This window comes from Sutterella faecalis, assembly GCF_006337085.1.
GTDB lineage: Bacteria > Pseudomonadota > Gammaproteobacteria > Burkholderiales > Burkholderiaceae_F > Sutterella > Sutterella faecalis.
In genome coordinates, this window is the sequence record NZ_CP040882.1 from 780,096 (window position 1) to 804,762 (window position 24,667).

General features: G+C 58.8%; 22 protein-coding genes. 10 read left to right on the top strand and 12 right to left on the bottom strand.

The genetic code is table 11. The annotated features are described in order from the left end of the window. Window positions 1–19 precede the first annotated feature (19 nt). The 5 genes from FG381_RS03100 to FG381_RS03120 are packed head-to-tail and all read left to right on the top strand — an operon-like array spanning window position 20 to window position 2,786. A complete protein-coding gene (locus tag FG381_RS03100) occupies window positions 20–838 on the top strand; it encodes a beta-ketoacyl synthase chain length factor (RefSeq protein ID WP_139687494.1) in 819 nt (272 codons plus the stop codon). Window positions 839–854: 16 nt separating this feature from the next. Then, the gene (locus tag FG381_RS03105) at window positions 855–1,655 is read left to right on the top strand and encodes a lysophospholipid acyltransferase family protein (protein ID WP_226960343.1); all 801 of its coding nucleotides are present in this window, start codon (window positions 855–857) and stop codon (window positions 1,653–1,655) included. Beyond that, on the top strand, window positions 1,652–1,912 hold the full coding sequence (locus FG381_RS03110; RefSeq protein ID WP_139687496.1) for a phosphopantetheine-binding protein: 261 nt from the start codon (window positions 1,652–1,654) through the stop codon (window positions 1,910–1,912). The genes FG381_RS03105 and FG381_RS03110 overlap by 4 nt, the downstream gene beginning before the upstream one ends. Before the next feature lie 4 nt (window positions 1,913–1,916). Beyond that, window positions 1,917–2,201 carry an acyl carrier protein gene (locus FG381_RS03115; protein WP_139687497.1) on the top strand — a complete coding sequence of 95 codons (285 nt, stop codon included), beginning with the start codon at window positions 1,917–1,919 and terminating at the stop codon, window positions 2,199–2,201. 15 nt (window positions 2,202–2,216) lie between these two features. Next, the gene (locus FG381_RS03120) at window positions 2,217–2,786 is read left to right on the top strand and encodes a COG4648 family protein (RefSeq protein WP_139687498.1); all 570 of its coding nucleotides are present in this window, start codon (window positions 2,217–2,219) and stop codon (window positions 2,784–2,786) included. 19 nt (window positions 2,787–2,805) lie between these two features. On the opposite strand, the gene FG381_RS03125 is transcribed toward FG381_RS03120, so the two are convergent. Beyond that, window positions 2,806–3,120 carry a helix-turn-helix domain-containing protein gene (locus tag FG381_RS03125; RefSeq protein ID WP_226960344.1) on the bottom strand — a complete coding sequence of 105 codons (315 nt, stop codon included), beginning with the start codon at window positions 3,118–3,120 and terminating at the stop codon, window positions 2,806–2,808. Between the two features lie 142 nt (window positions 3,121–3,262). Between FG381_RS03125 and FG381_RS03130 the strand changes: the two genes are divergently transcribed. Continuing rightward, the gene (locus tag FG381_RS03130; RefSeq protein WP_165697816.1) at window positions 3,263–5,131 is read left to right on the top strand and encodes a hypothetical protein; all 1,869 of its coding nucleotides are present in this window, start codon (window positions 3,263–3,265) and stop codon (window positions 5,129–5,131) included. 189 nt (window positions 5,132–5,320) lie between these two features. Continuing rightward, entirely contained in the window at window positions 5,321–6,490 is a 1,170-nt protein-coding gene (locus FG381_RS03135) for an iron-containing alcohol dehydrogenase (RefSeq protein ID WP_139687499.1), read from the top strand. Window positions 6,491–6,557: 67 nt separating this feature from the next. Here FG381_RS03135 and FG381_RS12530 read toward each other — a convergent pair whose 3' ends face one another. Next, on the bottom strand, window positions 6,558–6,977 hold the full coding sequence (locus FG381_RS12530; RefSeq protein ID WP_165697817.1) for a helix-turn-helix domain-containing protein: 420 nt from the start codon (window positions 6,975–6,977) through the stop codon (window positions 6,558–6,560). A gap of 21 nt (window positions 6,978–6,998) precedes the next feature. Between FG381_RS12530 and FG381_RS12535 the strand changes: the two genes are divergently transcribed. After that, window positions 6,999–7,274, top strand: a complete 276-nt coding sequence (locus FG381_RS12535) for a hypothetical protein (RefSeq protein ID WP_165697818.1) — start codon at window positions 6,999–7,001, stop codon at window positions 7,272–7,274. 102 nt (window positions 7,275–7,376) lie between these two features. Here FG381_RS12535 and FG381_RS03145 read toward each other — a convergent pair whose 3' ends face one another. The 6 genes from FG381_RS03145 to FG381_RS03170 form a co-directional block, all read right to left on the bottom strand. Beyond that, entirely contained in the window at window positions 7,377–8,951 is a 1,575-nt protein-coding gene (locus tag FG381_RS03145; protein ID WP_174857852.1) for an FAD-dependent oxidoreductase, read from the bottom strand. Window positions 8,952–9,054: 103 nt separating this feature from the next. Continuing rightward, window positions 9,055–9,267 carry a hypothetical protein gene (locus FG381_RS03150; RefSeq protein WP_139686989.1) on the bottom strand — a complete coding sequence of 71 codons (213 nt, stop codon included), beginning with the start codon at window positions 9,265–9,267 and terminating at the stop codon, window positions 9,055–9,057. Further along, entirely contained in the window at window positions 9,254–11,005 is a 1,752-nt protein-coding gene (locus FG381_RS12715; protein WP_228025634.1) for an IS1634 family transposase, read from the bottom strand. The genes FG381_RS03150 and FG381_RS12715 overlap by 14 nt, the downstream gene beginning before the upstream one ends. A 532-nt stretch (window positions 11,006–11,537) precedes the next feature. Continuing rightward, window positions 11,538–12,182: a LolA family protein gene (locus FG381_RS03160; RefSeq protein ID WP_139687502.1), complete on the bottom strand. Its 645-nt coding sequence runs from the start codon at window positions 12,180–12,182 to the stop codon at window positions 11,538–11,540. Beyond that, window positions 12,179–13,144, bottom strand: coding sequence for a hypothetical protein (locus FG381_RS03165; RefSeq protein ID WP_139687503.1), 966 nt, complete (start codon window positions 13,142–13,144; stop codon window positions 12,179–12,181). Before FG381_RS03165 ends, FG381_RS03160 begins: the two co-directional genes overlap by 4 nt. A gap of 52 nt (window positions 13,145–13,196) precedes the next feature. Continuing rightward, window positions 13,197–14,279, bottom strand: a complete 1,083-nt coding sequence (locus tag FG381_RS03170) for a glycosyltransferase family 2 protein (RefSeq protein WP_139687504.1) — start codon at window positions 14,277–14,279, stop codon at window positions 13,197–13,199. A 584-nt stretch (window positions 14,280–14,863) separates the two neighbouring features. On the opposite strand from FG381_RS03170, the gene FG381_RS03175 reads away from it, so the two are divergent. After that, window positions 14,864–16,357, top strand: coding sequence for an ISNCY family transposase (locus tag FG381_RS03175; protein ID WP_139687003.1), 1,494 nt, complete (start codon window positions 14,864–14,866; stop codon window positions 16,355–16,357). Between the two features lie 201 nt (window positions 16,358–16,558). Here FG381_RS03175 and FG381_RS03180 read toward each other — a convergent pair whose 3' ends face one another. Next, window positions 16,559–16,774, bottom strand: coding sequence for a hypothetical protein (locus FG381_RS03180; protein WP_139687002.1), 216 nt, complete (start codon window positions 16,772–16,774; stop codon window positions 16,559–16,561). Window positions 16,775–16,943: 169 nt separating this feature from the next. On the opposite strand from FG381_RS03180, the gene FG381_RS03185 reads away from it, so the two are divergent. Then, window positions 16,944–18,992: a cation:proton antiporter gene (locus tag FG381_RS03185; RefSeq protein WP_139687505.1), complete on the top strand. Its 2,049-nt coding sequence runs from the start codon at window positions 16,944–16,946 to the stop codon at window positions 18,990–18,992. Window positions 18,993–19,322: 330 nt separating this feature from the next. On the opposite strand, the gene FG381_RS03190 is transcribed toward FG381_RS03185, so the two are convergent. The 3 genes from FG381_RS03190 to FG381_RS03200 form a co-directional block, all read right to left on the bottom strand. Next, the gene (locus FG381_RS03190) at window positions 19,323–19,955 is read right to left on the bottom strand and encodes a trimeric intracellular cation channel family protein (protein ID WP_139687506.1); all 633 of its coding nucleotides are present in this window, start codon (window positions 19,953–19,955) and stop codon (window positions 19,323–19,325) included. A gap of 131 nt (window positions 19,956–20,086) precedes the next feature. Then, window positions 20,087–23,221 carry an efflux RND transporter permease subunit gene (locus FG381_RS03195; protein ID WP_139687507.1) on the bottom strand — a complete coding sequence of 1,045 codons (3,135 nt, stop codon included), beginning with the start codon at window positions 23,219–23,221 and terminating at the stop codon, window positions 20,087–20,089. Then, on the bottom strand, window positions 23,205–24,560 hold the full coding sequence (locus FG381_RS03200; protein ID WP_139687508.1) for an efflux RND transporter periplasmic adaptor subunit: 1,356 nt from the start codon (window positions 24,558–24,560) through the stop codon (window positions 23,205–23,207). The genes FG381_RS03195 and FG381_RS03200 overlap by 17 nt, the downstream gene beginning before the upstream one ends. Window positions 24,561–24,667: the final 107 nt, after the last annotated feature.

Here is a 24,667-nt window from a genome sequence, read left to right on the forward strand (position 1 = left end):
ACAAGAAGCGCACTTTCTCATGCAGAACGCCGCACAGATCCTCGACTGGGCTGCCTGGGCGCCCGGCGTCGCCGGAAGAGACGCCTGGCGCGAGGCCGCCTCGCTCCCGTCCTTCGGACTTGAATCCTCGCCCTATGCGCCTCCCGGCGCAGAAGAGCCCTCGGCAAAAGCGGCTGCGATCCCTGCCATGCTCCGCAGGCGCCTCACGCCTCTCGGGCGGGCCCTCGCCGAAGTTCTCGGGCCCCTCGCCGCGAAAGCGCCCGACGCCCCCTGGGTCTACGCGTCCCGTTGGGGAGATGCGGCGCTCGCGACGGAGCTTCTCACTCAGGCGGCCCGCGATGAGCCGCTCTCCCCCGCCAAATTTGCTGCGAGCGTTCACAACGGCCCCGCGAGCCTCCTTTCGATTGCGCTCGGCCACAAAGGGGCGCTCACCGCACTCGCGAACGGCCTTTGGGGCGCCGAAGCCGCCTTTGAGTCCGCCGTGAGCGAACTGCTTCAGCACGAGACGGTCATTCTTACTGTTGCGGAAGCCAAGCCCCCGGTCGACTTTGATGCTCCCGGCGTCACGCATGTCTGGGGACTTCTCCTCGGGCGGCAGAATGAAAGCGCGGACCCGCAGGCCTGGGCGAAGGAAAAGCAGAAAGGCCCCTATTGCGCCATTACCACGCGGCCCTTTGAATCCGGCGAAGCCCCTGACCCGCGCCTCGCGGAGCTCGCCGGAACCCCTGCAGACCTCGAGGTTCTCAGCTGGCTCATCGCGTCGGACGCGCCCTTCTTCACGCACCTCGACCGCCATGCGGCCTGGGTGTGGGCAAAATCGGGCGCGCTCGCCCGCTGATCCGGAGAGCCCCCTCGTGCGGTACGTTCTGATGCCCTTCCAGTTCGCGGGCACGGCCTTCGCCTTTGCGCTCTTCGGGCTCGGAGGCGTCATTTTCGGGCTTCTGATTACGCCCGTGCTCAAAATGACGTCGAAAAGTCCCGAAGAGGAGCGCCGGCGCGCCCGCGCGGTCGTCCGGTGGTGGTTCGGATGCTTCGTCACCATCATCACGGCGCTCCGGCTCGTGCGGGTGGAAGTCAGAAACCCTGAGGCGCTCATGAAAGAGGGCGCTATCCTTGCGTGCTCCCACCCGTCCTTGATCGACGTCGTCTGCCTCCTTTCCGTCGTGCCCGAGGCGACGACCATCGTGAAGGCGTCGCTTCTCAAAAACATCTTTACGCGCGCGCCCATTCGCGCCGCCGGCTACGTCTCGAACGCCGAGGGACCGGACGCGATCGAAAAGCTCGCCCGTGAGCTCGAGTCGGGGACGGCCTTCGTCATATTCCCCGAAGGCACCCGGACGCCGAGCGAATTCCCGGAGGGCGAAATGCCGCGGCTTCACCGGGGCGCCGCGCAGCTCGCGCTCCACACGAGGCGCGCCGTCACGCCGGTCCGCATCACCGCGAGCCCGCGCTGGCTCACCAAGGACCGCGGCTGGTGGCATTTGCCCGAGAAGCCCATGATGCTCACTTTTGAAGCGCTTCCCGAGATTCCGGCGGCTCCCTATCTCGACCTTTATAATGCCACCCCTCGGCTCGCTGCCCGGCGGTTTACGCTTGCCCTCGGCAGAGAACTTTTCCCCGGGATTCGTCAACCTACTTCCTCCGATGCGCCATGACTGATCTGATCTCCGAAATCCAGTCCCTCATCATTTCCTCGCTAGGGCTCGAAGACATCCGGCCTGAGGACATCGACCCGGATGAACCGCTCTTCGGCGAAGGGCTCGGCCTCGACAGCATCGACGCCCTCGAGCTCGGCCTTGCCGTCAAGAAGCGCTGGGGCATCACGCTGACCGCGGAAAGCGAAGAGGCAAAGACCGTCTTCAAGAACGTCCGCACGCTCGCCGCCTACATTGAAACGCATAAGCAGAATTAAGAACATGACAACCTTCACCCCTCAGGAAGAAAAGGTCTATCAGGTCCTCTCCGAAATTCTCGTGAACGATTTCGAGATTCCCGCCGACAAGATCAAGCCTGAAGCCCGTCTCTACGAAGACTTCGACATCGATTCCATCGACGCGGTCGACATGATCGTGCAGCTGAAGCCCCATCTCGGCGGCCGCCGCATTTCCCCGGAAGCCTTCAAGCAGGTGCGCACCCTGGGCGACGTCGTCACGGTCATCGCACGCGTCCTTGAAAAGCCTGCCGACGGGAAAGCCGATTAAAGCCCATCTTCAGACATGTCGGCATCCCGACTTCTGAAAGTCATCACGGGCGGCGCTGCCGCCCTTTTGATTTGCCTTTATCCCTTCTGGGCCTGGTGGGGGTTAAGCCGCTTCGGGATCCTGCCCGTAGCGCTCTCCTTGGCTAGCATCATGCTTCTGCGGGCGCTCATGTCGCCCTCGCGGAAGAACTTCGGCTTTGCCGCCATTGCGCTTGTCCTTTCCGCACTCTCGGCGATTCTCGATGCCGAGGAGCCGATGCTCTTTTATCCGGTCGCGGTCAACGGCTTTCTTCTCTGGCTTTTCGGCACATCCCTATCCTCCACGCCCATCGTTGAAAAGTTCGCGAGACTCCGCACGCCCGATCTCCCGCCCGAAGGCGTCCGCTGGTGCCGCGGCGTCACGAAGGTCTGGTGCGGGTTCTTCGTCCTCAACGGCAGTGTCGCGCTTGCCACGGTGCTCTATGGAGACCGCGGACTCTGGATGATCTGGAACGGGTGCGTGAGCTATGTCCTCATCTGCATCCTCTTTGCGGGGGAGTTTCTGCTCCGCAGAATCCGCATGCGACGCGCCGCCCCAAGGGAATAGCCAGGACACCCACAGATTTCTACCTCGAGGACGCCCTTTTTCGCAGCTTCAGGTCCTGCAGATCCCTCCCAAGGGGGTCGTGCTTCGCCAGCAGTTCGATGTCGTCTGCAAGCTGCATTGCATAAAGCACCCGCAGGTAGGCGCCCATGGACACCGTGGGCTCTCCGCGCTCAATCTTGCTTACCGTGAGCTCGGAGCACTGCGCGCGATCCGCGACGAGCGCAATCGTGAAGTTCCTGCGAAGACGCGCCAGACGGATTTGTTCTCCCGCGATGCGGAGCTTCTCTGCAATCTTCCTGGGAAGCAGGGTGGAACGGGTGGCTTTAGTCATCATTAAAGATAGATTGTTATCAATAATCCATATTTTATTATGGATTATTGAGTTTAGCCTGGGCCATTGTACTCTCGACGCTAATCTTTCCGGAATCCCTGAGGCACAATAACGGGTGCGACTCAACTCTTTTGCCTGCAGCGCCGTGACCTCCGAAACCCGCCTCTCCCGCATTCTTACCCTCCAGCCTTCTGAACGGCCCATCGGCATTTTTTCCGATGGAAGCGTGCTGACGCTCAGAGGCTTTCTCGCGGGAACTGCCGCCTGGCGTGATGCGGCGCTGGCGCTTCCACCCGACACTCGCGAAAATGCGGTGCTCTATTCGGAAGATGCGCTCGAACTTCTCCCCGCACTTTTCGGCTTCTGGGCGGCAGGCGTTCATGCCATCCTGCCCGGAGACATTCTCCCCGGCACGCTGAAGCACCTTGAGGATTCCGGCGTTGCGCTCGACAAAACCTTCCTCGCACTCGGCGCCATCGGAATGGATGACGGGAAGCGAGTGGTGCACCTCTTTTCGCCGGTGGAGAGAACCTCGGACTTCAATGCCTTGGAAGCCCCTCATGATCTCGGTCTGCTCGACGACAAAGCGCCGCTTCTGTCTCTCCTCACGAGCGGAAGCACAGGAAAGGCAAAGCTTTGCAGAAAGCGCCTCGAGCAGGCTTTTCTGGAGCCCGAATCAATTGATGCCGGAATCCCTGGCGGAACATCAGCCCTTGGCGCCATTGAAGTCTTAGGCACCGTGAGCGCGCAGCATATTTACGGACTCCTCTTCCGGGCGCTCTGGCCGCTGCTTTCGACGGAAGCGCTCATCGTCGGAAAGCGCCTTCACTACCCGGAAAATCTGGAGGAAGCTCTCAAGGAAGCCAAGGCCCGCGGACATCGCGCAGTCGTCATTGCGGCTCCTGCGCACCTGAAGCGCTTTACGGATCCAACGCTTTTTGAGGATGCGAGAGACTGCGTCATCCTCGCCTTTTCCTCCACCGGCCCGCTCGATGATGAAGGCGCCCGGGTCGCACGCGCAGCGCTCGGGCTTTTCCCCATGGAAGTCTTAGGCTCCACCGAAACGGGCGGCATCGCCTGGCGACGGAGGGATCTCGAAAGTGACGGGAAAATCTCAACGCCGCCCTGGAAAACCGTCCCAGGCATCACTGCAGGCGTGCGTCTCGAGGACGGCCGCGTGCTTCCTGAGGGAGAGGGACTCCTCACGCTTTCTGGACGCCACCTTGATCATGAAGGTTGGAATGACGGATCTGACCGCATTCGCCTGGACGACACGGGGTTTACGCTCCTCGGCCGTGCAGACCGAATCGTCAAGATTGAAGGCAAGCGCGTTGCGCTCCCTGAAGTGGAAGCGCTTCTTGTAAAGGGCGGGCTCGCACGCGAAGCGAAAGTCTTTGCCTTCGGAGAAGGGTGGCGCGAAGCGCTCGCGGCCGTCTTGAAGCCCTCTCCTCAGCTCAAGGACATTTTCCTCGCCGACGGCAAGGCTGCCGCAGTGCGAAAGCTTCGCGAAGAACTTGGCCGGAATCTTCCGGCAGTATCGATTCCCAGACGCTGGCGGCTTGTCGACGAACTCCCTGCAAATGCTCAGGGAAAGACAACAGTAAAGGCCCTCGAAAGCCTCTTTGACCCGCGCCGCCCGGAGTGGCTTTTGGAAAGCGATGAAGTTCAGGAAGACAGCCGGCATCTGCGCCTGCGGCTCGAAGCTTCCCCCGGACTCGAATGGTTCAAGGGGCACTTTCCCGGTCTTCCGATTCTTCCCGGCGTGGCCCAGCTTCTTTTGGTCGAAAAGGCTTTCCGCGCCTATGCGCACGTGAGCGGAGACTTTAATGCGACGCAGGTGAAGACGCTCAAATTCCGTGCGGTTACAACGCCCGGCATGAGGCTTGCGCTCGAGCTTGAATGTCCCGTCGGCATTTCGTCTGAAGAAAGCTTCTCTCTCAAATTCGCCTGGAAGAAAATCGGCGACTCTGAAGACATCCAATCGAGCGGCACCATTGTCTTCGCGCGGAAGTGATGGCCCTCTACAGCGTTTTTCCGTTCCCACCTTTTTCCTCCGGACGTTTTCAAAACGCGCGTGCGTCGTAAAATGGTCTTTTATGCCTGACGGTTTCGGGGATCTTGTATTCCCGGCTACAGCCGCCCGGCATCGCGACTGCTGCGGCATCCGACCGCTCAGCCCCAATTCAAAACGAGGAGACTCTTGATGCAGTTTGTTTTTGAGACGCCCACCCGACTCATCTTCGGCCCGGGGAAACTCGATGCCCTTCGCACGGAAAAGCTGCCGGGCAAAAAGGCACTGCTCCTTACATCGCGCGGCGGCTCGGTCGTGCGTTCGGGCGCCCTTGCCCGCGTGACGGCCGCTCTTGATGCGCAGAAGATTGAATGGGTGCATCTCGCCATCGTCGAACCCAATCCCCTCTCGACCACCGTCATGACCGGCGCCAACCGCGCCCGGGAAGAAGGCTGCGACTTCGTGATTGGTTTGGGCGGCGGCTCCGTGATGGACTGCGCCAAGGCGATTGCGCTCTGCACCACGAATGACGGCGACATCTGGGACTACGTCCAGCAGGGCCAGGGCGGCAGAAAGCAGATCACTGCCACGCCGATCCCTATCGTGGCCATCACGACCACTGCCGGCACCGGTTCGGAAGTGGATGCGGGCGGCGTCATCACGAATCCGGTCACGCAGGAAAAGTGCGGCATCGGCCATCCGACGCTTCTGCCGAAGATCGCCATCGTCGACCCCGAACTGATGCTCTCGGTTCCGCCCATGCTCACGGCCTATCAGGGCTTCGACGCGCTCTTCCATGCCATCGAAGGCTACGTTACGAAACGCCCCAACTATCTCTCCGAAATGTATGCGCTTGCGAGCGTGCGCCATTGCGCCGAAGGCCTCGCCCGTGCCGTCCGCGACGGCTCCGACTATGAAGCCCGCGAACACATGGCGATTGCCAACACGCTTTCGGGCTACGTCATGGTCTGCGGACGTCTCACGAGCCAGCACTCGATGGAGCATGCGCTTTCCGCCTTCCATCAGGATCTCCCGCACGGCGCCGGCCTCATCATGCTCTCGCTTGCCTACTTCGGTCACATGATCAAGACGGGCGCCCGTTCCGACCGCTTTGTCGAACTCGCCAGGGCCCTGGGCGTGCGCGATGCCGTTCATCCTGCGGACTTCCTGCTCGCGCTGCATGACCTTCAGGTCGCCTGCGGCGTCGACAACCTGCGCATGAGCGACTACGGCGTCACGCGTGAAGAAATTCCGGCGCTTGCTGAAAAAGCCCGCTCTGCCGGCGGCATGCTCTTTGAGCAGGACCCGGTGGCACTGACTTTTGAAGACACCGTGGCGATTTTTGAGGCGGCTTACCGTTAATACCGCTCCATCTGCTTGATTTTTGTATTCAGTTCAGCCGCCTTCGGGCGGCTGAACTGTTTTGAGGTTACTCATCCTGAATCAAAAGTCCCCGGATGCGCTCCGGGAAATCGCAGGCGAGCTCAAGCCTTCCGTCCTGCCGTCTGAGGAGCCCCTGCTTCTCCCAGGCATTGAGCACTTTGCTCACTGCGGGACGCGTCGCATGAATCAGTTCGGCAACTTCCGATACGCGTGCATCGATGGTAAGACGCTTCCAGGCCGCATCTGCATCCTCCGGGACGAGTTCGAGAAGCACAATGAGGAGCTTTGCGAGTCGAAGAGGCAAAGGATCGACGCCGCAGATGAGGAGCCCTTCGATCTGACGTTCGTGATGCTTCGCAAGACTCATAAGGTACCTGAGCTTGAGATCCCTATCCTGCTCGAGGAGCTTGATGAAGGCAGCTTCCTCCATGACCCTGACTGATACCGGGGACAATGCAAGCGCCATCAGAGGCATATCCTTCCCGGGATGCAGCACGGCCTTGGGTGCCCCCAGAAGAGTACCGGGTCGAAAAAGGCTCGCCATGCGATCAAAGGTATCGCCTCTGCCGAAACACGTGGCTATCAATCCGGACTCGATATAAAAAACCTGCCGCTGACCTCCGAAAAAGAAGATCTGATGAGCGGAAATTTCCTTCAGAGGACAATTCAGGAAAAAAGCCTCGAAAGCAGAATCATCAGGCTCAAGCAGCCAGGGCAAAGAAGCATAAATCCTGTCGCTTGCGAATGCTTGGATAAAGGCTGAAGTCGAGGAAGCACTCATAATCGGGAACTGTGCGGCCATAAAAACAAAGACCCCTGCCGAAATACTTCAGCAGAGGTCTTTGATTCTACTTAAAAATACCGATTAAATGCCTTTCTCAATATCCGCAAGGGCGTTGAGCGCCGCCACGCGGCCGGAGGTCATGGCGAAGGACGACGCCGAGCCTTCGCAGCGAAGGTCGTACGAAGAGTCGTAGAGGCCGCCCATGTCCTGGCCAACAACGTAAAGATTCGGGATCACGTCGCCCTGAGGAGTCTTCGCTTCAAAACGAGGCGTCACCTGCACGCCGCCAAGCGTGAGGAAGAAACAGCGGATCGCCTTAAGCGCATAGTACGGTCCCTTCTCCAGATTGAACTTCTCAAGGTGCTCCGGCTTCTTGCCGAATTCCGGATCGACACCTTTTTCAGCGTACCCGTTTTGCTTCTTGATCGTGTCGAGAAGGTTTTGAGGAGGCACGCCGATCTGGAGCGCAAGCTCTTCGATCGTATCCGCCTTGAAGGCCCAGCCGCGTTCCATACCAACCTTCCAGGTCTTGGGGAGCTCCTTCAACGGAGTACCCGCGAGGACGATCGCGTTGAAGGGCAGCACGGCACCCTTATTGATCAGGCGATCCATCTTTTCCTGGTCAAAAATGGTGTAGGAGACACCGCCGGCGCTCGTCATTGCGTTGTAAACATCAACGAAAACCGAGCCGCGCGATTCATTAAAGAACCTTCTGCCGGTGTGATCGACCCAGAGCCAGGGCTGAGCAAGCGCGCAGCGCCCCTGCGTGAGTTCCGGGATTTCCCCGAACTGCTTGATCGGGGGATTATCAGGGAGATACGGTGCATTACCTGCCACCGTATGCATGCCGGCAAGACCTGCACCCACAAGCTGAGCCATGCGGATGCCGTCGCCCGTACGGCCGTCGACGACCGGGCCGCGAAGCCAGATCGGTTCGACCATGCCGATCGCGGAGGAGTCGAACACGTTCTGTGCCAGCATCTCTTTGTTGGCTGCGAAGCCGCCCGTGGCGATGATCACCTTGCGGGCATGGATGATGACCTTGCCGTCAGGGCCGGAAGCTTCCACGCCAACGACGCGTCCCTGGTCAACGATCAGCTTCGTCGCGGGCGTGCGCTTGCGGATCTCGCCGCCCCGCGATTCAATTTCCTTCACAAACTTGGTGATGACGCCAGCCGCACCGCCCTTGAACAGGTGCCAGGTCATCAGAGACTCATTCTTGTCGTACATCGTACGGATGCCGCGGAACTCTATGCCGAGATCCTGGATCTGGTCGATGGTTTCCTTCGACTCCTCAATCAGCACGCGAAGGACGGACGGATCGCAGCGGTAGTGGTGATACTGCAGCGCCGCATCCAGCACCTGCTGCACGGTCGTATGGATCCCATGCTCTTTCTGGTACCGGGTGCCGACGCCGAGCGATCCTTCAGGGAAAAGGCCGGCGCCGCCGAGGAAGTCCTCTTTTTCAAGGATGATGGGCTTCACGCCCTTGCGGACAGCAGCAAAACCTGCGGCAAGACCGCCGAGACCTGCGCCGATGATGACCAGATCCGTTTTCTTTTCGACGACTGCGGCTTCAGCCACGCCCGCAGGGGCGGCAACGACCGCAGCCGTGGCGGCTGCACTGCCCAGAAGCTGACGACGAGTGATTTTCATGATGTCTCCTTTCCTTTTTGATCCAGCTGAGAAGTGCTGAAAAGCACCTCAACTAAACCTGAACTTCCAGCCGTTTATTACTCTCGCGACTTCGGACGGTCAGTCAGCGACTTAAAAAGGTCATGAGTTCCTCCATGGTCTTACCGCTTCGAGCCATGGCTTCCGCAATCACTTCGGCCTGCCGCAGCGTCTTTTCCTTGTTGAGTTCGATGAGCTTTACCCCGAGCTTCTCGTAACGTGTTTTGACCTTCAGCAACCGCTGCTGAGTCAGTTTGATCTGCTTCTCAATCGAAGCCAGCGACTTACGCTTCGGCATCTTCATTCTCCTCCTCGCCAATCGGTTCCAGATCCTCGACGTCCTCCATGCTGTCTTTCTTTCCGGCAAGCGCGGCAGAGATGGCGGCGGCCTGCGACATAACCTTGTCCTTCGTCATGCCAAAGGATTTCAGGATGATTTCCTGCGTCCTCGTGATTGCGTGGTCAAGCTGATATCTGCCGTCATTGATTCTCACCAGCTCGATTGTCTCCAGTTCCCGGATCGCCGCAGGAACCGTCATGTAGTTCCTCTTTGTCGGCAGGCGGAGCATCTCATCCTTCAGGAGGTTGTAGAGCCTCTGTCGAATAATGAGAGCAATAAATTCAATAAAAATCTTGGCTCTTACGGCTTCTGCGGAGTGTACCCGCATGCTCTTGCTGCCCAGGAATGATTTGTCTGCGCTGAAGAGCTTCTCTGAGGCGTCGCGGCCTCGGTACTGCAGATAAGCGTCTCTGGCGCTCATTTTCTCGGAGGTAATGATGCAGAAATATCCGCATCTCGAATAAGCATGCTCGATGATGCTCTTCTTCTCTTCGGCAAAAAGGAAGCGGCCTTTTTCGTCGTAGTGACACTGGAAGTAATCTGTATGCGGGGATCCGAACTCCACTTCACGGCCGACCCACTGGTCGAAGTTCTTCTGCATCTGCGTCAGCGCGTTTTCTATATCGCGCCGCTCCGTCGCCATCTTCATGGGGTTAAAGAAGACATGAAAGTAGCGCTCCCGTGAGTCTTCCGGAAAAATCTTCATTTTTTCCGTTGTGCCGCTGATGCAATGCTCGCGCAGGGAGGCGTCGACGCGATTTTCGAAAGTGCCGTGGAGCCTGTCGACCAATTCGGCCACAAGTGCCTTGCAGCCCTTAACCATCATGATGAACTCAAAGTTATTCGCATCCATGTAGTCGATGTTGATCTTGCAGAAATAACCTCGGTCGATGATGAAGCCAATACGCTTGTAGTTGTACGCAATTGCCTTGTCTACAAGGAATTTGAACTGACTGACGTCATTAATGGAGCCAGGGTAGCATTCATAGAACAACGGCACCTGATTGGTTTTGTCGTAGGCGACGGCAAGATTAAAAATCGGGCATCCCTGATCGACTTTGGCCTTGCCGAATTCAACAAAATCAACATCTCCCGCCTGGCAGTTCTTATTAGTTGAATCATAGGAAATGTAGATCCGTGAGCGATGATCGCGCTTTGCGTTCCAGTCGTTCAGAAAGCCTGAAATTTGGTCCGGGCTGACGTTGGCGAGGAAGCTCGAGATGGCGGCGTCGCTCGCAATCCGCATGTCTTTCGAGAAGAGCGGATGTCGATATGCGTAGTCCGGGTAGTACTGCCCTTGATTCCTTTCCTCAATGATCATGTAGGCGGCCAGATCCAGCACCAGCCCAGCTCGATCAAGGAAATGCTTCTGGAGCATTTTGCCGAGGCCGTACGTCTGCACGATGTTTGCTATGACGATGTAGCTGCCGGCCATCAGCGTGCTGCAGCGCCTGGCGCTCTCCCGGACTTCTGGGAGAACGGCATCAGGGAAAAAGACCAGGAAATTTTCATTCGGAACCATGGTCTCGGTTTCACCAACGCATTTTCCGATTAGCACACGCTTGGGCACCGTGTGCTTCTTTTTCGGGTCGTAGCTGCGCTCCAGAACGTAGTGGATGTACGTTCCGCTCTTAGTGCCTTGCCGACTGATTTTTCCTTTGAGCCTGGGTATCGGGACCGTGAAATTCAGGAACATTCGAAGTTAAATTGCGAGAGTAATATATTACTCTCGAGTGTACAAGAAAAGCGCCGGCGACGCAATGAAATTTTTTAAGTTTTTTCGGTAGTAATGATCAAAATCCTGTTGGATCTTGAACGAGAGTCATGCGGTTCTGGAAGTTGAGGCTAAATAAAAAGTCTAGGAGCGATCAAGTTCTGCTTCCGTCATCCGGATTACGCATCGAGTGGAAACCCTGATCAAGAAGTTTTCTATCTTGAATCAATCTGCCGCTCGAGGAGAAGAGATCGACTAATGCTGGAAAAACGACCCCACCGAGATGGGGAAAATAAGAACGAATGGGTCAAACCCCATCGTTGCTAGGAACACCCCCGCTCGCGCGAGGAAAACATGGCATGACTGAAGGCAGCCGCCCCTTCGACAGAAACACCCCCACTCACGTGGGGAAAAGGAGGACGGATCTGTCCTTTGAGGATTTGTTTGGGAAACACCCCCACTCACGCGGGGAAAAGACCAGCATTTAGTCGATCGAATGGAAATGGTAGCAAATTTAGTTGTTCTCCACCCGCACATCCGAAAACAGAATCTCCGTCCTTCCCTGAGCCGACACCACCTCGATCCGCTCAACAAAACTCCTTCCCTTTGCCCTCACTTCTCCCAAGACTTTCGCGAGCTCAGGAGACTTCGGGCGCGCCGCGATTCGAACACTTCCGTCCGAAAGCTTTTCAGCTCTGAGATCGAACGCTTCCTTGAGCGCTGCAAAATTCCCGGAGAAAACTCCGGAAAGGAGTTCCGACACCCTGCCGACAGCCGGAATATCAGCAGCTGAAAGCACCTGTCTTTCTCCCGCCGCCTCCATCACCACGCCGTCGGGCCCGGCAGTCATTACCGAGGGAAAAGGCTTCTCGGCTTCCCAGCGGAGGATCTTTCCTGTGAGCTCAAAAACCCCCGTCGTTACCATCGGCTTCGGAAACCCGGGAAGCGTGCGCCGCTCCTCAAAGCGCCCTTTCAGGGACTTCGCGGCAAGGGGTTTAAGGAGCGCCTCGTCGGGCGCCTGCGCGGGAAGCTCCTCATAGGACGGAAGACCAGACCCCGCATCTACCTCAGCCGCACCCGCTGCGGAAATCGCCAGCATGAGAGCTGCCCCCGCGAATGAAAGAAGCGTAAGGCGCAGAAATTTTTGAAGTCGCTTCACTTTCGGAAGTCCTCCCAGAAATCAAAGTAATTGGCCCAGTCGAGGGGCGACCTTAGGAGCTCCGCCTCGAGGCTTCCGGCATAGAGAGCCGCCATTCTCTCGAGCCACGCGTCCCGGGCAGCTCTCCTCACGCGGGGCGGTTTTTCGCAGAGTGAATAAAAGCGCACGCGGTAGCGGCGCTCTTTCAAATCCGGACGCGTGCAGACCATCATCCTCAAGGGGATGCCGAGCAAAAGCGAAAGAAGCGCACCTCCGGTCGGAAACCGTGCCGGATCCCCCAAGAAACTGACGCTCGCCGCAGCATCCGACCCCATTGGCACGCGGTCTCCAGCGAGGATTATGTACGCGCCTTTAGCGGCCCGTTCCGAGAGCTCCATCACGAGGGCCGGAGAGAGCGTCTCACCGATCTCGAAGAAGGTCGCCTGCGGGGGCTTCGCGCCTGCTTTTGCAAGAAGGTCATTGAATTTCCTGGCATGCGCCGTATGCTGCAGGATCACAATCTCGTGCTCGGTAAAGCCCGAGGAGCTCGTCATGAGAAGCTCCTGACATCCCGTGTGGGAAGTGAGGATCACAGCCCCGGAAGTTTTTCCGTCCGAGCTGAATATTTCCTCAGCGACGACATCCAGACGCGCGGACTTCTTGCCTTCTCCCGACAACGCCGCGAACTTCTCAAAGATCGCGAGCGCAAAGTGTTCGAGCTGCGCGATGCCGGAGAAAAGCCCGGGCTCCGGGCTCCCGAAGCGCGAGAGAAAAGGCGCGAGCTTCTCCACGCGCCTTTGATAGGCCCCGACAACCTGCCTCAATCTCGGGCTCGTAAGCCAGTAGGAGGTCAGAACAGGCTTCAGGATCAGCCGCAGGGTTTTGTCGCCGAGCACCTTCTGAACGGCCAGAAGGATCCGGATCCCGAGGGTGCTCGTGCGCTCCCTGAGGAGCGGCCATTCCGGTCGATCGTGAGGCGGCATGAGTCGGAGAAAAAAGTTTTATGAAAAGAAGAGGCCCGAACGATCAGCACGATCAAGATGAAGGCCTGTCATCGGCTTTGCGGGGAGAAGCCTGAGCGGCGTTCCCCGTGGCGGCAAGCCGCACGCGTTCGGCAGCTTCCTGAGCCGCCTGCGCGGCATGAGTCGCCCGTCGGGCGCGCTCCGGATCAACAAGCGGGGGCCTTCCGGGACGAGCGGGCTTCGCTTCCTGGGGCTTCTGCACGCCGGGCTTCGGCACTCCTTCACGGCGGCAGACCGGGTCGCGCCCGAAGGCGCGCGACCAGATGATGATGGGAAAGCGCGTAATCATCTGGAGAAAGAGCTTCGCATGCATCCAGCTGATGCGCATGTTGTCGCCGAAGGGCCGGAAGTGACTTACGCCGTCCGCGGGATAGGTCACTGCCACCGGCACGTACTTTAGACGCACGCCCGCCCAGAGGAGACGCACGAGAATTTCGGGATCAAAATCCATGCGGCGGCCGAGCCTCGCGTTTTCGCAGACATCGAGCGCTGCCGCCACCGGATAGATCCTGAGGCCGCACATCGCGTCCTCAATCGAAAGAGAGAGGCTGTTCACCGCGCACCAGAAGTTGGTGAGCTTTCGTCCCCAGAGGCGGGACTTCGGCACGCTCGCATCGTATTTCGGATACCCGCAGATGAGAGACGCCGGATACTTCTGCATGAGCCTAAGCAATGTGGGGAGCACCGCGAGATCAATCTGTCCGTCCGCATCGACCTGCAGAACGTGCGTGTAGCCCAAACGCGACGCCGCCTTGAATCCCGTCATGACGGCCGCGCCCTTGCCCTGATTGACCGGGTGATGAATCACTTTCACGAAGGGAGCTGCCAGCCGGTCGCAGAGGCTCTTTGTCGGCTCATGAGACCCGTCGTCGACGAGGATCACCGGAAGGGAAAGCTGCCGCAGCTGCGCCACAACGCCCTCAAGCTTCGCAGGCTGATCGTAAACCGGGATGAGCGCGCAGACGCGCACCTGCGGCGCCTGGGGCTGAGGGGGCGTGCGGATGCCCGAGCGAGCGGGCTTCACCGTAGCGGACTGCTGAGGAGGAACGGAAGACCCTTGAGCGGGCTTGGGCTTATCTTCTTTGGATTCAGACATTGGCGCAGACTCTTCTGAAGCCGGCACGTTAGCGTTGAATGGCTTGGGAAATGGTTGTCAGAGAAGGATTGTACTTTCTGCCGCAGTGCCTGAACATCAACACCGCATAAATTGTTAACGGTCAGCGTAAACGAGACTGTTTAGCCAACGACTTTGAGACGTGATACGCCAAGGATTTGAGACCATATACCGTATCTGACCGGGACGATATACCAACATCCTGTTGGCCTGGATACCTCCGCTACCACGAGACCCATTACCACTGAGACCCGATACCTCCGTAAAGAGAGATGGATTACCACAGGGATTGAGACTGCAAACCGCTCTGAATGAGACGGCATACCACTCTTGGTCAGCTTTACCTCTGCACTGAGACTACTTGCCCCAGCGGCAGAACTGCATACAAATGAATGGGACCCGATGCCATGACGAAATGAGATGAGATACCACAGCAATAAGACAGGATACCTCTGCATGAGACTACTGAATATGCTGAATATCGACAATGGTATTTCCTCTTAACATAATGTATTCCTTGGATATTAAGTCGAAATCCCTTCGGCTTAATTACCAAGGAGACTGCTATGTCGAAACAAGCAAGAAAGTCTCGGGGCCCTTCTGTTGTTGAGTCCGAAATCCCTCGGCTGACACCTCAGGAAATTTTTGAAGGCTACGAAAGGCATCTCTATAGCGTTGAGGATGCCAAGACATTGATGCAGATGCCTCGCAGCACGTTTATGCGGCATCTCAAGAACTGGCGAGAGACAGGTCGGCTGCCCTCACATACCGGTCAAGGGAATCGTGTTCCGGCCAATAAGCTCGATCCGCAGATCAGAGCGAGGATCATCGAGTTTGCAACAGGCAAATATGAGGGCTTCCAGGCAACCCTCCTGCATAAGTATTTGCTCATTGAGGGTATTGAGGTCTCCGTTGAAACGGTACGACGAATCCTGACAACACTTCGTCCGGAAGAAACTCCAAAGGAGCGCAGGTCGACCGCGCATAAGCTGCGCCGCCGCAGATCGAGCGTTGGGGAACTGATTCAAATTGACGGCAGTCCGCATCCATGGTTCGAGGGAACCGGAGACGATAACAGCTACGCGCTTCTCATCTTTGTCGATGACGCAACAAGCCGCATCATGGTCGCCGGCTTCTATCCAACAGAAACATCTGAAGGATATCTTCAGTTGCTGAATAAGTACATTGAAAAATATGGGATTCCATGGGCTCTGTACAGCGACAGACATTCCATCTTTGCCCCAGTAAATCCCTCGAAGAGCGGAAAATCCGAGGAAACACAATTTCAAAGAGTCTGTCGGGAGTTGGGGGTAACGGGGATACGGGCTAATTCGCCAGAAGCCAAAGGGCGGGTCGAGCGAACATTCAGCACGCTGCAGGGACGATGGCCAAAAGAGTTCCGTGTGCTGGGCATCAGAAATATGGCGGAAGCAAATTCACGAATGCCGGAATTGCTGGCGAGCTATAACCAAGAATTCGCAATTGCTCCCGCTGACTCTAAGGATAGCCACGCGCCGCTGCTGGAGGAAACGAAAGAACGCATTGAGCAGATCTTTGCCAGATGGCATACACGTATGATCAGCAGGAACCTGACGGTGTCCTACGGCAGCAAGACACTGCAGATTGTCGGGGTGGGCCGCTCCATGAGGGGAGCAATGATGAAGACTGAGTGCAATCTGCTGGAGTATGCCGATGGGCGGGTGGAAATCCTCTGGTGCGACGAGGTTGAACATCGCAAGCGGATCACCAAAGAGGGGCCGAGAATCCGAAAACGCTACCACGTGCTCGAATTCACGGAACACGACAGAACGAAATTGAAAATGTCAGTCGCAACACCGGAAGAAACGGCCAAGACACTGAATCACCGCGTTGATGAAGTGGGGCGTCAAAAGAAAGGAGACTCAGAAACGACGCAAAAGAGCCCCTGGCACGAAATGCAAAGGAGATCGGCTCTGAAAGCGATGGCGAAACGGGAGGAACTGAACCGAAAGATCGAAGAAGCGAAAGCAATCAATGCTCGTATTGCAGCAGCCAAGGAAAAGTTGAAGCCCAAGAGATAACTCAACGGTTGAAGCACCGTTGAGATGGTGGGTCGTTAAGGCGAATGCACCGCGCGCTGCGCTTGGATGCATCCGCCTTAACTAAATGATATCTCAGGGATTTCTGTCAAGCGACTTTCGCGGCATAAAGCTTCGCGCGTCTGAAGGCCGCGCTCGTTTATTCCACGTTCGCTTGACAGAGCTTGCCTCAGTGCCCGTAGGCTAAATGCCGGTACCGCCGCCAGGTGCCGAAGTGGAGCGCTCGGCCAGCACAATGCCCGCAAACCAATCCGCGAGCTCGCGCGTTACCAGAAAAGCCGCTGTGTAGCTTTTCGCCTCCTTGAAAAGATCAGCGCTGTTGTGAAACTCTTGCCGATTGCTGGTGTCACCCAGAGGGGCAGAAAAAGTCTCATTATCGCTGTGGGTTAGCAGTCTCATTTTTGCTGCCCGTTAACACATCAACACCGCATAAATCTTCTCTCAGGAAAAACTCCGTCCGAGAACAATTTTTTCTTCTTCTACACCCGGGGTAGTAAGCAATGCCTCGCCCAAAGGCTATACTGCCGCAAGGATTCCCCCGCTTTCCCCGAACCTTACCAGCGCGACGATGGAACACTCTCTTCCTCTCATCTCAACGCTCGTCATTGCGTTTTCCCTTGCCCTCGTCTTCGGCTTCATCGCCGAACGCTTTCTGAAGGCGCCTGCACTCGTGGGCTACCTGCTTGCCGGCATCGCGGCGGGCAAATACACGCCCGGCGTCTTTGCGGACGCGGCGCTTGCGAACCAGCTCTCAGAAATCGGCGTGATGCTCCTCATGTTCGGCGTGGGCCTTCATTTCTCGATGAAGGACCTCTGGTCGGTCAAGAGCATCGCAGTCCCGGGAGCCGTGCTTCAGATGGCGATTGCAACGCTCCTCGGCGCCCTCTGCGCGCACTGGTTCTTCGACCGCTCATGGGGTGAAGCGATCGTGCTCGGGATTTCGCTCTCCTGCGCCTCGACCGTGGTGCTCCTCAAAGCCCTTGACGTGCGCGGGAAGCTCGCAAGTTCTGACGGCAGAATCGCCGTCGGCTGGCTCGTCGTCGAGGACCTCGCCACCGTCATCATCCTTGTTCTGCTGCCTCCCTTTGCGAGCATCATGATTCCGGGCGAGCCCGGTACTTCGGCGCGCCTTGCCGGAAGCGGCCTTGCATTCGTCATCCTGAAGACGCTCCTCAACGCCGCGCTCTTCGTCGCCATCATGCTCGTCATCGGCCGCCGGGTGCTCCCCTGGGCAATGGGCCAGGTCGCGCGCACGGGCTCGAGAGAACTCTTCACGCTCTTTGTTCTTGCCGTTGCGGTGGGCGTCGCCTACGGCGCCGCGGAAATCTTCCACGTGAGCTTCGCGCTCGGCAGCTTCTTCGCCGGCATGGTGATGCGCGAGAGCCGCTTTGCCCACAGAGCCGCGACGGAATCCATTCCGCTCCAGGACGCCTTCGCGGTGCTCTTCTTCGTTGCGGTCGGCATGCTCTTTGACTGGCACATCCTCATTACGAGCCCCTTTGAGGTCCTGGCCGTCCTCTTCATCATTCTCTTCGGAAAGTCGCTTGCGGCCTTCCTTCTCGTCCACACGCTGCGCTACCCCCTCCATACGGCGATCATCGTTGCGGTCTCCCTCTCGCAGATCGGCGAATTCTCCTTCATCCTGATCGGCCAGGCGGCGGGGCTCGGGCTTGCCGACCAGCACCTCGTCAACCTCGTGGTGGCGGGCGCCATTCTTTCGATTGCGCTCAACCCCATCGGATTCTGGCTCGAACCCCGGATTTCCAAGGCACTCACGAGCCGCTGGAGCTGGGCGAGAAAGGCCGCGATGCGGGAAGCTCCCTTTGAGGCGCTCCCGGCGGAAACCGTTCCTGAAAAGCTCTCGGGCCAGGTTGTCGTTACGGGACCCGCGAATCTCACGGAGTGCTTTGCGCTCCAGCTCGACCAGGCGTCCGTCCCGCTTGTTGCGGTCGTCGACGACGAGGCCGCAGCGGAAACTCTTGCCGCGAAGGGCATCGCCGTGATTCTCGGCGACCCCTCGAAGGACGACACCTGGGTGAGCGCGCATCTCCATCAGGCGCGGCTCCTCGTGCTCCTCGACTCGTCGGTCGACGCCTTCCATACTGCGGAAGCCGCCCGCCGAGTGGCGCCCGAACTTCCGATCGTCGTGGCCGCGGAAAGCCGCGGCATCTGGCCGGAAGCGGACTTCGAGCACGTGACCTACCTCTCCACGATCGACGCCGCTGCCCGCCTCTTCTCCGCCCAGACGGCCTCTGCCCTCAAGGCCGGCGCCTCCATCGGCGAGCCGATCGGCACGCATGCCGAGGAAACCCGTCAGGAAGAATCCATGATGGATGAAGAGCTCCGCGAGGAAGCCGTCCCTCAGGACGAAGTCCCTCACGCGGAAAAGAAGCCCCGCCCGGTGCGAAAGCTCGCCAACTTCCTCAAGGCCAAGCTCGGTCAGGGGGAATCGAAGAGCGAGACGAAGCCGGCAGAATCGGCTCCGAAGCCTGACGCCGCTCCGGTCGTTCCGGAAGAGGCCAAGGCTGACGAAGCGAGGGAGGATCCGCTCGCAGGAACGGAAGCATCCTCCGATGCGCTTCCGCCTCAGGCGCCCACCGGAAAAAACGCGCCGTAACGACCGTTTGAGTCCTGAGGCTTCAGAAAGCCGGCATGCATTCTGGTGCGTGCCGGCTTTTTGTCGTTGAGAGGCTCCGCATATTGCCTGATTCTATATTTTCAGCCAACCACCATCGATTGAGTCAGGGAAAAATTCGCCATTACGATGGCGAAATTTGGACAAAATTCTCCATTACGATGGAGAATTTTTCCTTCTGGCGATGGCATAGCGTAAGAAAATAGAATCGCTTTTATATGATATATCTACAATATCCGATAAAAACAAAATAATCCGCAAATCTCTTCCGCCTCATCAGAGATGACGGAAACGGCGCTGCGAAGAAGATCCTCATTTATGCCTGAATCTGCCGAAGTCCGCAAACATGATCTTCTTGTACCAGCAGAACATGCGCAGACCCACGATGAAGAAGGTCGAGGCGAAGAGCGAGATGAATTCCGGACACTCTAGGACGCGCATGCCGACATAGAGCCAGGCGCCGACGAAGGCGGCAAAGGCATAGGGCTGGCGGTCCGACATCACCATCGGGAGGCGGTTGAGGAAAACGTCGCGCATGAGTCCCCCGCAGACGCCTGTACAAACGCCAAGGAGCACGGACGGGAGATAGGGAAGCCCGCAGGTGATGGAAAGCGACGTGCCGCCCGCGGCAAAGAACCCGAGCCCGATCGCATCCGACCAGATGAAGAGTTCGCGCAGAACCTTTGCCTGAAAGCGCCGGATGATGGCGGGCGCAAACATCGTCATGATGAGCGTCACCCAGACGTACTCGGGGTGCGCAATCCAATACATGGGCCGGTTGTCGATGATGAGGTCGCGGATGATCCCGCCGCCGAAGGCGGTGGTGAAAGCCATGACGAAAACGCCGACGGGGTCGACCTTTTTATTTTCAGCAGCCAGAATCCCGGCGAGCGCAAAGGCGACGATGCCGAGAAAATCCGTGAATTCGAGAAGCCCGGACTGCATATGTTTCTCCCAAAAGACTTTGGGGCTGCGCGCATTGCGCAGATAGGCTTTCGTCCATTATCGCCCGGGGAGACGGCTCGGTTACCGAAAACCGCCTCCCTTTTTTCAAATTTTGAGCGCTGAGTTCACGCTCAAAGGGCTCTGCGCTTCAGCATGATGAGCTTCCAGGCAGCCGGAATCACGAAGAGGGACAGAAGCGGCGCCGTAATCATGCCGCCCACCATCGGGACGGCGATTCGGCTCATCACCTCAGACCCGGCGCCGGTTGAAAGCAGAATCGGAATCAGGCCCGCAAGGATAACAGCCACCGTCATCGACTTTGGACGCACGCGAAGCGCCGCCCCATGCTCGATCGCCCGGTCGAGCGCCTCCATGCTGAAGGTCTTCGGATTCGCGAGCGTAGGATCGGCCGCCACGGCGTGCCTCAGGTAGACGAGCATGACGACGCCGAATTCGGCAGCAAGCCCGGCGAGCGCAATGAAGCCCGCACCGACAGCAACCGAGAAGCGGTCGCCCATCAGGTAGAGGAGCCAGAGCCCGCCCACCGTTGCAACGGGGAGGGTCGTCAGGATGAGAAGCGCCTCGGAAAGCCTTCTGAAGCAGACGTAAAGAAGCACGAAGATGATGAGAACCGTCATGGGGGCGGCGACGAGGAGCCGCGACTTTGCGTGCTCCATCATTTCGTACTGCCCCGTAAAAGCAACGGTGACGCCTGCCGGGAGCTTCACGTTTTTCGCGATTTCCATCCGGAGGTCGTCGACGACGGATGCCATGTCGCGATCGCGCGCGTCGACATAGATCCAGGCCGCGGGCCGGCCGCCTTCGCTCTTAAGCATTGAGGGGCCCGAAGTCACCTTTACCTCCGCCAGGTCGCCCAGCGTGATTCTCTGCCCCGAAGGCGTGATGACGGGAAGGAGCCTCAGCGCCTCCGGCGTCCCTCTTTCTGCCTGGAGGTAGCGGATCGAAATCGGATAGCGCGCGACGCCGTCCACGAGGTCGCCCGCCATGGCGCCCCCGACGGCGGACGAAATGTAGTCCTGAACGTCCCCGATCGTCATGCCGTAGCGGGCAGCCCGGTAGCGGTCGATATCAATGTCGACGTAGCGCCCGCCCTCGAGCCTTTCGGCAAGGGCCGACTGAACGCCCGGCACCTTTCTTGCCGCTTCCTCGACCGCTTTTGCCGCGCCGTCAATGACGGCGAGGCTCGGTCCCTGAATGCGGATCCCGATCGGCGACTTGACGCCGGTAGAAACCATGTCGATGCGCGCGCGGATGGGGGGCACCCAGAGGGACGCGAGCCCGGGGAGCTTCACCCGGCTGTCGAGTTCATCGATGATTTTTGCCATCGTCATGCCCGGGCGCCACTCGCTTTCGGGCTTGAGGTGGATCGTGGTTTCGAGCATTTCAAGCGGAGCCGAGTCGGTTGCCGTATCGGCCCGTCCGGCTTTGCCGAAAACCGAGTCCACCTCGGGGACCGACTTGATGAGGCGGTCGGTGGTCTGAAGGATCGCAGCAGCCTCGCCCGCTGAAACGCCGGGCAATGTCGTCGGCATATAGAGAATGTCGCCTTCGGCAATCTGCGGAAGGTATTCCGCACCGACTCTTTCGAGCGGATAGAGCGCCGTAAAAAGAAGGAGCACGGCAGCGCAGATCGTCGACTTCGGGAACCTGAGCGCTCCCGCAAGAAGCGGCCGGTAGCCTCTAATCAGCGCCCGGTTGATGGGGTTCTTCTCTTCGGGCGGAATGCGGCCGCGAATCCAGTAGCCCATGAGAACCGGCACCAGCGTGATCGAAAGAAGCGCTGCGCCCGCCATCGACCAGGTCTTCGTCCAGGCAAGTGGCCCGAAAAGCCGTCCCTCCTGGCCTTCGAGCGTAAAGATCGGAATGAAGCTCAGCGTGATGATGAGAAGCGAAAGAAAGATCGCCGGCCCTACTTCGATCGCTGCCGACGTGATGAGCGCCCAGCGGGGCTCGCCCTCGAGCTTCTCGCCCGGGTGGTCCCTTTCCCAGTCCTCGATTTTCTTATGCGCCGACTCGATCATGACGATCGCGCCGTCGACCATCGCGCCCACGGCAATCGCAATGCCGCCCAGGGACATGAGCGTCGCTTCAATCCCCTGAAAATGAATGGCGATGAAGGCAAAGCAGAGCCCGAGCGGCAGCGTGATGATGGCGACGAGCGCGGACCTCAGGTGCCAGAGAAAGATGCCGCAGACGAGCGCCACGACGATCGCCTCTTCAATCAGCTTCGAAGTGAGATTGTGAATGACGCGGTCGATGAGGTCGCTCCGGTCGTAGACGGGAACGATCTCAACACCTTCGGGGAGCCCGGGCTTGATTTCCTCGAGCCGCTCCCGCACGGCCGAAATCACTTCCTTCGCGTTCGCGCCCTTGCGGATGATGACGACGCCGCCCGCCACCTCGCCTTCGCCATTCAATTCTGCAATGCCGCGGCGCATTTCAGGGCCCGTGCGGACCTGGGCCACGTCTGAGAGGAGGGTCGGCACGCCCGAGGCGTTCGCCTTCAGAACAATGTGCCGGAAGTCGTCGAGCGTCCTTAAGTACCCGCGGGCGCGGACCATGACTTCAGAACCCGCGAGCTCGACCGAACCTCCGCCCATTTCGGAGTTGGAGCGCGAGAGCGCCGTCTTGATGTCGCCGATTGTGACCCCGTACTGCTCGAGCTTCACTGGATCGGGAAGAATCTGAAATTCCTTCACGGCGCCCCCGACGCTCGCCACTTCCGCCACACCCGGAATGGTTTTGAGGTCGTAGCGAAGCACCCAGTCCTCGAGCGCTCTCAGAGATTCGAGATCGTGCTTCCCCGTGCGGTCGACGAGCGCATATTCATAAACCCAGCCGACGCCCGTGGCGTCGGGGCCGAGCTGGGGAGAGACGCCCTGAGGGAGCGATCCCGTCAAGCCCGAAAGCGATTCGAGCACGCGCGAGCGCGCCCAGTAGAGGTCGGTGCCGTCCTCGAAGATCACGTAGACAAAGGACCTGCCGAAGGAAGAGAACCCGCGGACGGACGCTGCTCCGGGCACCGAGAGCATTGCGGTCGAGATCGGATAGGTGACCTGATTCTCAACGATCTCGGGCGCCTGACCGGCATAGTCCGTCTTGATGATCACCTGAACGTCGGAGAGGTCGGGGAGCGCATCAACGGGCGTGCGCAGGATCGTGACCGCGCCCCAGAAGGCGAGAAGGAGCGCAAAGAAAAGGACGAGAAAGCGGTTTCTGACCGAAGCCTTAATGAGCGCGATCATGTTCGTCTCCCTCTTTCATTGCACTCATATCCACCTCTGCCGGAGCCTTCAACCGCTCGAGCGCACCGGAAATAGAGGCTTCAGAATCAATGAGGTAGATGGAGGAAAGGACGATTTCGTCGCCTGCATTCACCCCCGCGACGGCGGCGGTGCTCCCCGAAGCATCCTTAATGGCAACCGGCGTCGGATAAAAACGGCCGTCGCGCTTCACAATGACCCGCGTCATGCGGCCGTCGTCGATCACGGCTTCGCGCGGAATGAGAATTCCCCTTTCGCCCGGCGCATCAATATGAAGCACGGCCGTCATGCCGGGGCGAAGCGTTCCTTTGGGGTTGGCGACCTGAAGGCGGAGTCTCAGCGTCCGCGTTGATGCGTCTGCTCCGGGAAGAAGGGCATCGGAGAGTACTTTCCAGGATTCTCCGGGGAAGGCGTCCGACGTGAGGCTGAATTTTGTTCCTTCCCTCGAGACGTCCCGCGCATAGGCTTCCGGGATGGAGGCGACGACCCAGATAGGGTCGATGCCCTCAATTTCCGCAACCGTCTGAGAGGCATTGACGTTCATGCCGGCGCGCATGGAGATTGCCGTCACGACGCCGCTGATCGGCGCTTCTATCGTGAAGACGGTCTTCACGCGGCGCGTGCGGATGAGGTCGTCGATGTCCTTCTGCGGCATGCCGAGGAGTTTGAGGCGCCTCAGCGTCCCCTCAATCGCCCCCTGAGGCGCATGCGTTTCCCGCTGCACAAGATATTCCGTCTGCGCTTCCGTCCACCCCGGGATCGTAAGTTTTGCGAGGACCTCGCCCGCCTTCACGGGGTCCCCCACGGCAAGCGGCGAGACCGATTCGACGAAGCCTCCGGATCGCGCCTGCACGACGGCATAGTCGTGTTCATTCAAAACCACTTCCGCAGCAAGCCTCGCCTCTTTTCTGAGCTCACCCTCCTGCGCGATCGTTGTCCGCAGTCCCAGCGACTGCTCAACGGCCGGCGATACGGCAACCGACGGCGCCTCGCCGCCATCGCCCGCATCCGCTTCATCGGCATATTTCGGCACGAGATCCATGTCCATAAAGGGCGAGGGCCCGGGCTTCGGGAAGTGCGCATCGGGCTTCATCGGATCGTACCAATAAAGCACGGGGCGGCCGTCGGCATCGGGCTCGGCAAGCTCCACGCCCTCCGGCGCCTTTTTCCCGGCGGCGGCGGGAAGCGGTGCTTCCGTTTTCGGCATCCCGGCGCTCTGGTGCTTCATGTAAAGCATTACGCCGGCTCCGCCCAGGGCGAGACCGGCAATGAGCGCGAGAACAACGGGGAAAATGCGGAATTTCTGCGGGGCATCAGACATGAGGTTCTTCTTTTTACAGGCGACGAGGATTGCCCGGGACTTCAGGAACCTCGGACAAGGCTCCCGGTCCCGGCGCCTTGTCCGGGCTTACTCAGCAACGGCAAAGG

Bases quoted from the DNA above. Each gene is read 5' to 3' on its own strand.
- FG381_RS03150 (WP_139686989.1), bottom strand. From the start codon at position 9,267: ATGCCGAAGCGTAAGTCGCTGGCTTCGATTGAGAAGCAGATCAAACTG.
- FG381_RS03175 (WP_139687003.1), top strand. From the start codon at position 14,864: ATGTCGAAACAAGCAAGAAAGTCTCGGGGCCCTTCTGTTGTTGAGTCC.
- FG381_RS12530 (WP_165697817.1), bottom strand. From the start codon at position 6,977: ATGGCGCTTGCATTGTCCCCGGTATCAGTCAGGGTCATGGAGGAAGCT.
- FG381_RS12535 (WP_165697818.1), top strand. From the start codon at position 6,999: ATGCAGCACGGCCTTGGGTGCCCCCAGAAGAGTACCGGGTCGAAAAAG.
- FG381_RS03190 (WP_139687506.1), bottom strand. From the start codon at position 19,955: ATGCAGTCCGGGCTTCTCGAATTCACGGATTTTCTCGGCATCGTCGCC.
- FG381_RS03195 (WP_139687507.1), bottom strand. From the start codon at position 23,221: ATGATCGCGCTCATTAAGGCTTCGGTCAGAAACCGCTTTCTCGTCCTT.
- FG381_RS03125 (WP_226960344.1), bottom strand. From the start codon at position 3,120: ATGATGACTAAAGCCACCCGTTCCACCCTGCTTCCCAGGAAGATTGCA.
- FG381_RS03100 (WP_139687494.1), top strand. From the start codon at position 20: ATGCAGAACGCCGCACAGATCCTCGACTGGGCTGCCTGGGCGCCCGGC.
- FG381_RS03200 (WP_139687508.1), bottom strand. From the start codon at position 24,560: ATGTCTGATGCCCCGCAGAAATTCCGCATTTTCCCCGTTGTTCTCGCG.
- FG381_RS03145 (WP_174857852.1), bottom strand. From the start codon at position 8,951: ATGAAAATCACTCGTCGTCAGCTTCTGGGCAGTGCAGCCGCCACGGCT.
- FG381_RS03115 (WP_139687497.1), top strand. From the start codon at position 1,917: ATGACAACCTTCACCCCTCAGGAAGAAAAGGTCTATCAGGTCCTCTCC.
- FG381_RS03180 (WP_139687002.1), bottom strand. From the start codon at position 16,774: ATGAGACTGCTAACCCACAGCGATAATGAGACTTTTTCTGCCCCTCTG.
- FG381_RS03120 (WP_139687498.1), top strand. From the start codon at position 2,217: ATGTCGGCATCCCGACTTCTGAAAGTCATCACGGGCGGCGCTGCCGCC.
- FG381_RS12715 (WP_228025634.1), bottom strand. From the start codon at position 11,005: ATGTTCCTGAATTTCACGGTCCCGATACCCAGGCTCAAAGGAAAAATC.
- FG381_RS03170 (WP_139687504.1), bottom strand. From the start codon at position 14,279: ATGTCTGAATCCAAAGAAGATAAGCCCAAGCCCGCTCAAGGGTCTTCC.
- FG381_RS03110 (WP_139687496.1), top strand. From the start codon at position 1,652: ATGACTGATCTGATCTCCGAAATCCAGTCCCTCATCATTTCCTCGCTA.
- FG381_RS03165 (WP_139687503.1), bottom strand. From the start codon at position 13,144: ATGCCGCCTCACGATCGACCGGAATGGCCGCTCCTCAGGGAGCGCACG.
- FG381_RS03185 (WP_139687505.1), top strand. From the start codon at position 16,944: ATGGAACACTCTCTTCCTCTCATCTCAACGCTCGTCATTGCGTTTTCC.
- FG381_RS03135 (WP_139687499.1), top strand. From the start codon at position 5,321: ATGCAGTTTGTTTTTGAGACGCCCACCCGACTCATCTTCGGCCCGGGG.